The organism is Pseudoalteromonas rhizosphaerae, from assembly GCF_902498845.1.
In the GTDB taxonomy this organism is placed as follows: Bacteria; Pseudomonadota; Gammaproteobacteria; order Enterobacterales; family Alteromonadaceae; genus Pseudoalteromonas; species Pseudoalteromonas rhizosphaerae.
Genome location: NZ_CABVLM010000011.1, coordinates 54,790 through 67,025 on the forward strand (window position 1 = coordinate 54,790; position 12,236 = coordinate 67,025).

Annotated in this window: 9 protein-coding genes; 3 read left to right on the forward strand and 6 right to left on the reverse strand. The window is 40.9% G+C overall.

From position 1 onward, the window contains the following. Nucleotides 1–66 precede the first annotated feature (66 nt). Nucleotides 67–3,147 carry an efflux RND transporter permease subunit gene (locus PSR9079_RS16540; RefSeq protein ID WP_149982478.1) on the reverse strand — a complete coding sequence of 1,027 codons (3,081 nt, stop codon included), beginning with the start codon at nucleotides 3,145–3,147 and terminating at the stop codon, nucleotides 67–69. A gap of 2 nt (nucleotides 3,148–3,149) precedes the next feature. After that, nucleotides 3,150–4,166, reverse strand: a complete 1,017-nt coding sequence (locus PSR9079_RS16545; protein ID WP_179959207.1) for an efflux RND transporter periplasmic adaptor subunit — start codon at nucleotides 4,164–4,166, stop codon at nucleotides 3,150–3,152. 410 nt (nucleotides 4,167–4,576) lie between these two features. On the opposite strand from PSR9079_RS16545, the gene PSR9079_RS16550 reads away from it, so the two are divergent. Then, nucleotides 4,577–4,918, forward strand: a complete 342-nt coding sequence (locus tag PSR9079_RS16550) for a hypothetical protein (RefSeq protein WP_149982479.1) — start codon at nucleotides 4,577–4,579, stop codon at nucleotides 4,916–4,918. 320 nt (nucleotides 4,919–5,238) lie between these two features. On the opposite strand, the gene aroQ is transcribed toward PSR9079_RS16550, so the two are convergent. After that, nucleotides 5,239–5,769, reverse strand: coding sequence for a gamma subclass chorismate mutase AroQ (gene aroQ / locus PSR9079_RS16555; protein WP_149982480.1), 531 nt, complete (start codon nucleotides 5,767–5,769; stop codon nucleotides 5,239–5,241). 137 nt (nucleotides 5,770–5,906) lie between these two features. Continuing rightward, entirely contained in the window at nucleotides 5,907–6,914 is a 1,008-nt protein-coding gene (gene trhO, locus PSR9079_RS16560; RefSeq protein WP_149982481.1) for an oxygen-dependent tRNA uridine(34) hydroxylase TrhO, read from the reverse strand. A gap of 215 nt (nucleotides 6,915–7,129) precedes the next feature. Here trhO and PSR9079_RS16565 point away from each other — a divergent pair, with 215 nt between their 5' ends. Further along, complete coding sequence (locus PSR9079_RS16565; protein WP_145233234.1) at nucleotides 7,130–8,458, forward strand: DEAD/DEAH box helicase; 1,329 nt, start codon at nucleotides 7,130–7,132, stop codon at nucleotides 8,456–8,458. Nucleotides 8,459–8,460: 2 nt separating this feature from the next. After that, the gene (locus PSR9079_RS16570; protein ID WP_149982482.1) at nucleotides 8,461–9,291 is read left to right on the forward strand and encodes a CvfB family protein; all 831 of its coding nucleotides are present in this window, start codon (nucleotides 8,461–8,463) and stop codon (nucleotides 9,289–9,291) included. Nucleotides 9,292–9,537: 246 nt separating this feature from the next. Here the strand turns inward: PSR9079_RS16570 and PSR9079_RS16575 are convergent, their stop codons facing one another. Continuing rightward, nucleotides 9,538–10,800 carry an SNIPE associated domain-containing protein gene (locus PSR9079_RS16575; protein ID WP_149982483.1) on the reverse strand — a complete coding sequence of 421 codons (1,263 nt, stop codon included), beginning with the start codon at nucleotides 10,798–10,800 and terminating at the stop codon, nucleotides 9,538–9,540. Nucleotides 10,801–10,810: 10 nt separating this feature from the next. Then, nucleotides 10,811–12,214, reverse strand: a complete 1,404-nt coding sequence (locus PSR9079_RS23795) for an SNIPE associated domain-containing protein (RefSeq protein ID WP_218939785.1) — start codon at nucleotides 12,212–12,214, stop codon at nucleotides 10,811–10,813. Nucleotides 12,215–12,236 lie beyond the last annotated feature (22 nt).

The following is a 12,236-nucleotide window of genomic DNA, read 5'->3' on the forward strand; positions in this document are numbered from 1 at the left end:
CAAGTGTGAGCCTAATTAACTTATTTTTCAAAGATAAATAGTTAATTAGGCTATTTTAATTGTGATTTACTCTACCTTATCAAGCTCCTGCGCAAGTTGCTTACTTTCATCACCACGAGGTGAGGTAAAGCGTGCTAAGCCCAAGTAAATTACCGGTGTTAAGTACAGCGTAAATAGCACCGCTAAAGACAAGCCACCAAACACGACCCAGCCAATCGCATTACGTGCCTCAGCACCTGCCCCAGTTGATAATATCAGCGGCAGTGCACCTAGTAAGGTTGATATCAAGGTCATAGTAATTGGTCTTAAACGTACTAATGCTGCTTGCTCTACAGCTTTACGAACTGTTAAACCTTGGTCGCGCAATTGGTCAGCAAATTCAACTAACAAAATCGCGTTTTTCGCGATTAAACCAATTAACATCACCAAACCTATTTGCGAGTAAATATTTAACGAAGTACCAGTTAAATACAGCGCTAAAATTGCAGATGTAATACCAAACGGTACTGTTACCATCACCACCACAGCACTATTAACATTTTCAAACTGTGCGGCTAATACTAAAAATACGATTAAAAATGCCAGTATGTAAGTGATAAATACTTCATTAGAAGTTTCTTCAAAGGTTAAAGCTTCACCTTTAAATGCCAAGCTAATGCCACTTGGTAGCGTTTGCTCTGAAATATCACGTAATTGCGATACTAGCTGTGCAATACTCATGTCCGCCGGCAGTTCCATATCAAGCTCGATAGCACGACGCTGTGCGTGGCGTTCAAGCTCGGCGGCAACACCTTCTTCTGTAATGGTTGCAACGCTACTCAGTGGTACTAACTGACCGTTATTTGCACTGATATATAAATTAGCGAGATCACTGGGATCTTTAATGGTTTGATTTTGTGCTTGCAGAATAATCGGTACCGATTGGTCACCAATATTTAAATCTGCAATATCATCGCCATTTATCGCAGCACGCAAGGTGATTGATATATCACTCAGTGACACTCCTAATTCCTCTGCACGACGTCTATCAATATTAACACGCAATTGCGGCTGTGATGGCTGATATGAAATACGCACGTTGTCAATCGACGGGATAGTCTGCTCAACCTGGGCAGCAAAATCTTGTGCGGCCTTATAAATCTGCAGGTAATCTTGCCCTAATAGTGCCAGCTCAATACCGCCACCTTGACCGCGTAAATTTAAACTATTTGACCCAGACGGATAACCTGCCGCCCCAGGAATATTACCCAGCGGACCGCGAATTTTATTAATGATCTCTTGCTGTGAAAAATGACGCTCATCCCAGTGTTTTAAAGGCACAGTAATAAACACTATATTTGGATCCCACTGCCCTACAACAGTATAAATAGATTCAATTTCGCCGCTTTGCACATACGGCAGCAAAATATCTTCCATTTGCATTGCTTGACGGTCCATAAAATTCAAACCAACACCGTCAGGGCCCCGAGCAAAGATACGTATTTTTCCGCGATCTTCTGAAGGCAGTAATTCATTATCTAAATTGAGATACAAAGCACCCGAACCCGCAGCGACTAATATACTAGCTATAAACGTAAGCCACGCATGATCAAGCACCCAATGAATGGTTTTAGTATAAATATTAGCAAGCCAATGACCTATTTTAGCAAATGGGTGTTTACCACCTTGTTTGAGTTTTAGCTTTGAGGTGAGCGCTGGCACTAATGAAAGCGCTACAAAGCTTGAAATGATCACCGCTCCCGCAAGTACCCCACCAAACTCTCTAAATAATCGCCCTGCTGTTGAGGGTAAAAATGCGATAGGAACAAATACCGCCGCTAACACCGCTGTCGTTGCGACAACAGCAAAAAACACTTCTCGCGTGCCAATTACCGCAGCAGCACGGCGGCCAAGGCCTAAACCGCGTTGACGTTGAATGTTTTCGCTGACCACAATCGCATCATCAACAATCAACCCCGTTGCTAACACTAATGCCAGCAAAGTAAGTATATTGATTGAAAAACCCAGTGCCCATATCAACGCTAATGAACCAACCAAGGCAACAGGAATTGCAAATGCAGGCACTAAAGTCGCGCGCCAAGAGCCGATAAATACCCATAATGTAATGATCACCAGCAGCACAGTTAACACCAGTGAGTAAATCACCTCATCAACTGAGCTCCTGATAAATTGGGCATCATCGGAAGTTAAAGTAAATTTCAGCTCCGGAAAACGCGTTTGCATTTTTGCTAATAAACTTAATACTTCGTCAGATATTTCAATGGTATTTGACTGTGCTTGACGTATAACTTCCATGCCAATCACTGGCTGGCCGTTTAAGCGCACCATAGAGCGAGGATCCGCAGGACCAAAATACACCGCCGCAATATCACCAATACGCGTACCATCACGAATAATAATATCGGCCACTTGCTCAGCGGTAATTGAGGTTGCATCTGCGCGCACTATAATTTGTTGATCCGTCGATTTCAAACTACCGGCAGGTACGTCAAATGGCGCTTGGCGCAGTACTTGGGCTACATCAGGAACGGTTAAATTAAAACTGGTTAATTTAAGTGGATCAAGACGCACCCGTAAAACACGTTTTCGGTCACCATTTAAACGTACATCGGCCACACCTGGAATGGTTAAAAACTGCGGTGCTAAATCAACCTCAACCAGTTCAGTCAACGCTTCAAGGGCTATGGTATCGCTTGATACGGTTAGCGATACCACCGCCTCAGCATCATTATCAGCCTTGATAATAGAAACGCGCTCAACTTCTTCTGGCAACTCCCGTTGTACACGTGCTACCGACTCACGGGTTTCATTCGCAGCATCATCAAGGTCAACACCAGCACGAAACTCAACAACAATCCGTGCATTGCCTTCTTCACTTTGTGCGCGAATGGTTTTTACACCACTTACGCGGGCTACCGCCCCTTCAAGTTTACTGGTTACTTCGGTATCAACAGTCTCTGGAGAGCCCCCAGGAAATGAAGCCGACACCGTGATCCTTGGCGTATCAACATCAGGCAGTTCACGAACTTCAACCCCAGCAATGGCTGCAATACCCGCAATAATGATCAGTAAATTAAGTACTACAATAAGCACTGGGCGGCGAATGGCCATTGAAGGGAGATCTTGCATCATAGGTTGTTGTTTCATACCTACTCCTGCGCTGCTGCAAGCGGCTTGATATAATTAAGCTCTTGCGCTGGGCGTAAACGTTGTACGCCTTCAACTACCAAAATATCGCCTTCGTTTAAAGGCCCAGATACGAGCAAACGACCCGCTAAACGTTGCTGGATTTTAACATCAACTCGAGTTGCCTTTTGCTCAACACTTTTCCATACATAGGGGCCAGTTGCCCCCCATAAAAGCGCAGCTTCAGGCACTGCAGCTAAACTCTGCCCTAATACCTCAATATGTACTCTAAAACTCATACCCGGTAAAAATTGTGCTTGTGCATTATCCAGTTTTGCTTTGACACGCAGCGTACGTGTTTGTGGATCAATGCGTGAGTCAAGATAAGCGACTTGCGCATTTATCGCATCGCTTCCTTGCCACGGCATCACAGTCACGTTACCGCTAGTTCTGAGCATTGAAATAGCTGACTCTGGTGCATTAAAATTAATGTATAACGAACGAGTATCATCAATACTGGCGATGGCTGTTTGAGTGGTAATTCGATCGCCAACTTCGACATCCGTTAACCCCATGGTGCCACTAAAAGGTGCTCGTACTTGGCGATCTTCTAATTCGGTTTCGGCTTTAGTCACCGCAACCATAGCTAACTCATACACGGTTTTTGCATCATCTAGATCGCTTTTTGGCACCGCGCCTTTAGCGTGACTTTGCTGTAAACGTGTTTGTATTCGTTCACTATCTGCAAGTTTTATTTTCGCTTCATTAAGCGCCGCTTTTTGTCTGCGCGAATCGAGCTCTAATAAAATAGCTCCTGCGGTTACCTGATCACCGGGTTTAAAATGCACAGCCGTCACTTTATCCCCCACTGCAGGATAGAGGATAACAGAGCGAATCGCTTCGGCATTACCAACCGCTTGAACTTGCTCTTTTGCACGTTCCATCGCAACAGGTTCAACAATTACATTAGCAGCAAATGCCGATGGCATTACCGCTGAACAAGTAATAAAAACACTGACTAAAAGAACTCGTAATTTCAAAAAGATCACCTAATTAATTATTATTTCCATTATGGTACGCAGTGTAACAGTGTTTTGATCAATAAAAAGTCTAGTTCGATTAACTGTCAAAACAATACGTTGAAATACCTTTATAGGGGAAAGTAACTATAGCATTGTATTTAATACTAAGAGGCTAACTAGCTATAAAGACCCTATACATAAACAGCCTAATTGATCAGAATAAGGTATTGTCTTAAATTTACTCATAATGATAGTTTGAGCTTTTAGAACTAAAAATTGTTGAATTTACGGATTAATAAACCCTGAAAGTGGTCCAAAATATCTAATTTATTGCTAAGTACTTTTGAGTAAGTGGGCAAACAGGTATAGTATGCAACAATAGTTTTTATTAGGGTCCCCCCTGCTAGTTTATATTTAAAAGGACAATTATGTTTAAGCAAAAATTTACCGATATACATGGTATTACACACCAAGAAGCCGTATTTTTGGTCAACCTGATCAACATTAGTGAACAGCTTTCTAAACAACTACAATTCGATCACAGCGGAGAAGTTAGCGTTGAGTCTTACGAACATGGCAATGTTGAATTTTCAGCCGTTTATTGGACATCAGCAAAAGCTAAAGAGGACGGTTGTGAGCCGCTGATTTTTATGTATAAAAAAGATGTGTACACACTAGAGCAATGCACTATTGCTGTAGATAACGCTAAAGACATGACACCTGAACAGCTCACCAATGCCGCCGAAGCGCATTTAAAAACATTAATCTAAAGTTGGCATGTATACATGGTGATTTAATAAAAACATCACCGTGTTAACACGCTTATTTAGAACTTAAGATGACACCTATCACAATTATTTACCTAAAACAGGTTTTCACCACATAAAAATGCACGACGCACGCAGCGAAAAACGCAATGCTAATAACCGGATCTGAATACTAAATCAATAAAGTTGCTGTTGCTCGAATCATAAAATACTAATAGCTTAATCACTGATGTAATAACTGTGCTTAAAGCTATGATTTTTAAAAATTTGTGCCTGTCCCATTGTTACAGATTAACGCTTACCTGCTAGTATAAAAATTTATATTATTGAAGCCTGATTTCAATCAAGGCGTTAAATAACATCTCTTTGTCTGCTCGTGTTAAATATCGAGAATTTAGTGTGCGTTCAAAAACTTTAAATTCTTGCTGTGAAAAAACGCCTCCATGACGTAAATACTGTGTAAGTTCAATATTGATGTCTTTCCCTAGCTTTATCAGTGCAGGACGGATAACAGTATCTAAATTTCTAGGCTCTTTATCTGTTGGCTTACTAAGCAAGTCAGCGCGGTATCTGTATTGTATAGCCTTAGCCGCAGATATTTGGGCACGAAAAAACGCGAGGACACTTTCTTTGTTTAAGCCTTGTTTTTCTGCTGACAAACTTGCATTGTTAATAACAATTAGCTCACGCTCTTTATCTTCAATGGCTTGGTTATTATTACTCTTATAAAGCGCAACATCTTCCATGTAACTCAAGCGCAAGTTTATTGTTGAAAAAAGCTCTTGTGCTGTACTTGCAGCAAAAGAATTAGTTGAAAGCAGCATAGCTGCAAAGATTGAGATGATTCGAAACATAATATCTTACCTTATGAATGGAGACTGTTATCGTGCAATAAAAACCTAATGATTAAAATTTATTCAATCTTGGTTACCTTAAAAAAGCCCCAGACAACGCTGAGGCTTTATAAAACGATAGTAATAGCTCTACTAAATTACTTTTTACGCTGTGCGTCTTTTTGCGCTTTTTTAGCTTCTTTACGCTTTTGTAAAACGGCTTGTGCTTCGTTGCCAATATGGCCTTCGCCACGAGCTTGCGCTAATTCAATTTGCTTTTGACGCTCAGCAAATCGTTCACGTTGTTCGTCGGTAACATCATCAATACAATGATGACACGAGACACCTTCCATGTACTCTGGTTTGAGTTTTTCTTCTTCAGTGATTGGCATACGACACGCATGACATTGATCGTATGAGCCTTTTTGTAGGTCGTGATCGACTGCTACGCGATTATCAAATACAAAGCACTCACCTTCCCACATGGTTTCTTCTTTTGGCACTTCTTCTAGGTATTTTAAAATACCGCCTTCAAGATGGTACACATCTTCAAAACCTTGCTCTTTCATGTAAGCAGTTGATTTTTCACAGCGAATACCACCAGTACAAAACATAGCTACTTTTTTATGTTTGCTCGGATCGAGGTTTTCTTTCGCCCACTGCGGAAACTCGCGGAATGTTTTAGTATTTGGGTCTACTGCGTTTTGAAAAGTACCAATTTCGATTTCATAATCGTTACGGGTATCAACTAAAATAACCTCAGGATCTGAGATCAATGCATTCCAATCTTGTGGTTTTACATAACTGCCAACCACTTTCAGCGGATCAATCCCTTCAACACCCATTGTGACAATTTCTTTTTTTAGTTTTACCTTAGTACGGTAAAACGGGCATTCATCATCAAATGATTCTTTGCTAACAATGTTATCAAGGTTTGGTTGGCTGTCTAACCAGCTTAAAAGGTTGTCAATGCCTTCACGCTTGGCAGAAACTGTGCCGTTGATACCTTCTGCGGCAATTAATAAAGTACCACGTACTTCATTGGCTTCCATCACATCTAACAATGGTTGGCGTAGGGCTTCGTATTCAGGTAAAGAAACAAACTTATAAAGTGCACATACAACAAAGTGCTCGCTGGTTACATTGTCTTTATGGACAGCAGTCATGGTGATTCCTATTTTGCTTTAGCCGTTATTGGCGGTAACCGAATCGTAAATCCGGCGCATAATACATATTGAGGGCGCGTATTTTACGCTTTTTCTAATTAAATGCAAAAAAAGCAGTGATAATTGGCTTTTTACTGTTAGCCGCACTCGGGACTGCGCTATAATAGCGAAATTATTTATACCCAAACAAATTGCTCATTTTGGAGAAACACACTTTGCATTTTACTGATCTTGGGATTGATACTCGCCTTGAAACACAATTAGCGCATCAAGGGATCACCCAGCCCACTGATATTCAGGCCCATGCAGTGCCCACCGCACTGGCAGGCCATGACATTTTCGCCCAGTCTAAAACTGGGTCGGGCAAAACCTTGGCATTTTTATTACCTGCTGTTCAACGGGTTATGAAACAAAAGGCGCTCAGTAAACGTGATCCTCGTGTGCTTATTGTGGCGCCTACTCGTGAACTGGCGACCCAAGTATTTACCCAACTTCGCCTGCTAATTGCAGGTACTAATATTAAAGCGGTGAAAATATTAGGCGGTGAAAACTTTAATGATCAAATTAAAGCACTGCGTAACGACCCGCAATTTGTTATTGCTACACCGGGTCGTTTAGCCGATCACTTAACTCAGCGTTCATTACAATTAAGTGGCCTTGAGTTACTTATTTTTGATGAAGCTGACCGTATTTTAGATTTAGGTTTTACTGCACAGTTAAAGATGATCAACGAGCAAGCTGATCATCGCCTGCGCCAAACATTATTGTTTTCAGCGACACTGGATCATGCACAAGTCGATGCGTTATCACGTAATTTACTGAAAAAGCCAAAACAAATTACCCTTAGTGCGGCTAACGAACAACATTCAGATATTAAACAAAGCTTATATTTAGCTGATCATCTTGATCATAAAGAAGCGCTGCTTGAGCATTTTTTAAAGCAAGACGAGGTCGGGCAATGCATTATATTTACAGCGACTCGTACTGATACCAGCCGTTTAAGCGAATCACTTAATGCTAAAGGTTTTAAAGCCCAAGCATTAGCAGGTGATTTAGCCCAAAATAAACGTTTAGATATCATGGACGGCTTTAGCCGTGAAAACTTTAAAATTTTAATAACCACCGATGTTGCCTCTCGTGGTCTTGATTTACTGAGCGTAACTCATGTAATCAATTTTGATTTACCTAAACACGCTGAAGAGTATGTGCATCGTATTGGTCGTACTGGTCGAGCTGGCTTTAAAGGTACCGCTATTTCACTGGTCGGTCCTAAAGATTGGTTAAGCTATAAAGCAATTAAATCATTCTTAAATGATGAACTTGAGTTTCATACCGTTGCAGGGTTAAAAGGTAAGTTTAAAGGTTTACGCGAACCAAAACCTGATGCAACATGGGCTAAAGCACAAGAAAATGTAAAGCCTAAAGTAAAAGCTGTGACTAAACGCAAAGCAAAACCTAAAAAGCCACAAGCGCCAATCAAAGCCCCTCTTAATATTGATGGTGATGCACCAATGCGCCGTCGTAAAAAGCCAGAACAGGAATAATTATGAGTTACCTTGGAACCACCCAAACCCTATTCGTTAACGAAGTAAGTAACGAAGGCGCGTACCTTGATGGTCATGATCTGGGTGAAGTTTTTTTACCAAGCAGTGAAATTAAACATGAGCTAGAAGCTGGCGACAGTGTCAGCGTATTTATCTTTTTAGATAACGCTAATCTCGCCACCGCAACAACTAAAAAGCCGTTAGCTCAAGTAGGTGAATACGCCCTACTTCGTGTTAAAGAAATCAATAGCATTGGCGCATTCTTAGATTGGGGGCTTGAAAAAGACGTACTTGCCCCATTCAACGAACAAAAACCAAGAATGCAGGAAGGTTATTCTTACCTCGTGCGTTTATATTTAGATAATGCCAGCAGCCGTATTTGTGCATCAAATAACTTTAATCGTTTTCTGAATAAAACAGAGCCTGAGTATGCACCACTACAAGAAGTACAACTTATAGTGGCAGGAAAAACAGACATCGGTTACAAAGTTATTATTGAAGAAGCTCACTTTGGGGTGCTCTTCTATAACATGGTATTTAAAAACATGTTTGTAGGCCAACGCTTAACTGGATTTATTCAAAAAGTACGTGAAGACGGAAAAATTGACGTTATCCTAGAAAAACCAGGTATGGCTAAAGTAAGCGAGCTTGGCGAAAAGATCATGGATAAGTTAAAACAAGAAGGTGGCGTGCTCGCCATTGGCGATAAATCAGATCCTGAACTTATCAAAAAAATCTTCTCAACCAGTAAAGCAAACTATAAAAAAGCCATTGGCGGTTTGTTTAAGCAAGGCTTAATTGATATTGAAGCTAAGGCTATTAGGTTGAAATAAGCTACGGGCTACGGGCTACGGGCTACGGGCTAACAAAATATTGTTATATCATGAAAAGAGTAAAGTGAAAGCTTTGCTCTTTTTTATTTTATAAGCACCAATGGCAACAATGAGCGAGAAGCAGACGGTCGATCAAACTCATTTTTGGACAAAAACGTGTTAGAGCCGAAGAACCGCTCTGTGCTAGAGAAAGATGTTGGTAACGCCTTGCTAGCGCAATACAAAAGCTACCACAGCAGCTTGCCACTATGCCACTGCTAACGTGTCAGTGTCTTTATGCGGCTCCAATTCGATCTCGTAATCTTCTTGGTAATTGTCGAGTGCCTTAACAACGCTTTGAACATCCACTTTAAAGAACTCTTTGCGATGATTTACTAGGTTGACTCTTTGTTTGCTGAATTCGTTATGTAGAAATTTCTCTAAACTGGGGGCATCTTCCGAATATATATATGCGTGGATATCAAACAGTTCTGGTACAGAAGCATCTCCGAGTTCTTTGACTCTCTCATCTGGATCTGCTCTTCGAGTCATGCCAATTTTTACCATCCCCTCCCCAAATGACACCCTATTAGAGATTATATAAACGTAACCAGCTCGTGTTTGTTGAGCGAGCGATTGTGCGCGAACCTCTCTTTTCTTCAACACTTCCAGTTCCAATTTGTGCAGCTCGTACAGTTCCTTTTGCTCATCAGAGCTGGACTCTAGTTTGCTCAACTCCTGCGCAACCAGCTTCTCCATAATCTCACGATCTTTCCTAGCTTTATTCGCAGCATCAATTATACGCTTTTCTTCTCGCTCTGCTTCTTTCGCTATACGTGCTTCCTCACGTTGTTCTTCTTTGATGTCAGCTTTGATCTGGTTCAATTCATATGTTAGTCGGAGCTCTTTATTCTTTAACCTGAAATAACTTTCAGACAATTGCGTCTTAACTATACGGCCTGAGTTGTTTATATCGTCGAATGTTTCACGGGCGCGTTGAGATAGCCTATTGATGTTGTTCCAATCAACCATTGAACATGCCGCTTTAAACTCATTATCTAAACAGCGGATCCGGAGTTTTATTTCACGATTGAATAGTTTTGTAGCGCCAGCTTTGCGACCATTAACTCTTACGTCTTTACTCATACTGCAGATACAAGCTGTTTTGTTTTTTACCATTTCCTTTAAGTCTTCTTTAACTTGAGCAAGTTTTGCTTCAATTTTTCTGACTTCTTTCGTTTCCGATATAAATGCGTAAGAAGTATCATCAGAGGTACCCACGCCAAGGTTGTACAATGAAAGCTTTTTTTTGTTGTCACGTAGTCTGCTGAATGTCTTATTGTACTTTATCTGTAAGTCTGAATATTTCTCTTTAATTTGTTTTAGCTTGTCTTCTGCCCTCGATACAGGGAAGTACGCATCTCTAACTTTCTTACCATCTGCTTCGACCATTTCAAGCGCTGCGCATGATTTCCTCCACAAGAAAAATGCACCTAATGCACAAATGAATAATATAATTGTTATGAGCATGGTTATGTCCTTATATTGATGCCGGAATTGACCCAGTTAGGTTTTCGTGCGATTGCTTGTTCATTGCTTCACGAATCAAAATACTTTCTCTGTATTCCTTGGCTTCTACATCAAAGTACCAGTCGCTTGACACATTCAGTTCGTCCATTGCAGCTTTTACTTGCTGGGGGCTTACCTTGAAAAACTCCTTTCGATTGTTTTCCACATTCACTCGTTGTTCGTCAAACTTTCTATGAAGTTTCTTCTCTATTTCTGGAGCATTCTGCACAAATGCCATCGTGTGCACATCAAATTTAAACGGTACGCTTGCGTCACCGAGTTCATTAATGCGATCCATCGGTTCGAGTCTACGAGTCATTCCGATTTTAACAACACCCTCTCCAAAACTACCTAGGTTTGAAATGACATATATGTAGCCGACCTTTGTGATCTGTGCTTGCGAGGTTGCGCGTTGAAATTTATTTTCTAACTTGGCAATTTCAGATTTCATCTTTTGGATTCTTTCTTCCATGACTTTAGCGCTTGCCCCGTGCAGTTTTAAAGCTAAGGCTTGGGCTTTTTTCAGATCAGAGCTCCGGTAAGATATTTCGTCTTCAAGGTCATCGGCTTCATCTCCGGATTGATTATTTTGCTCACGGAGGATAGCTTGTTGTTTTTTCCTCTCCGCTTTCTGTCTTTCTCTGTATAAAAGTTCTCGATGCCAAGCGTTTAACTCATTGATTTTAAAATTAAAGAATTCTGCTGAGATGGTTACATTAGCCGTCTCGCCCAGTTTACCAAGTTGTTCGTTTACACGATGTAGTTTATTAACCGCCGTATCATAAGTTGAATGGCGCATTGTTTTTCGTATGGCATCAAATTCTGCATTGAATGCTTTGAGCGAAAGATATCGGTAATCTTCGACCATTCGTGCACCAGTTTTTTCGCAGCCAAACCATTCCCATTTTGAGTATGCGTCTGTTGCCAGGCCTCTGCTTATGACACGATACTGATCCGCATAACATTTATTGATTTGAGCTTTAAGTTCCTCTCTGTCATCAAAGCTATAAACAGGTGGCAGTAATCCAACTTCGATATATTGTCTCTCTAGCTCAAGCTTCTCAGTGGATTCCTCGAGTGTTTTAAAATGTTCTTGACCAGAAGTGATTTTCCTTTCCACTTCTTCTAACTCACCTTCAAGTTTGGCAACCTGATTTTCAACAGATTCCTTTTCAAGGTTTTCCTTTTGACGTTGAATTTCAGCAATTTGTTCAATTCGTTTCGTGTGATTAGATTTCGCTTTGATGGCGAGAACAATTATGGCTCCGCAAAATAGCGCCCATAAGTAAACGTGTATGTCTATTCCCTCAATCATATTTCCCTTCATTTTATTATGCTTTTGGATTACCTTATCTTTTGTATGGAATATATTCAACACTACCTCCGAACAGTAACTT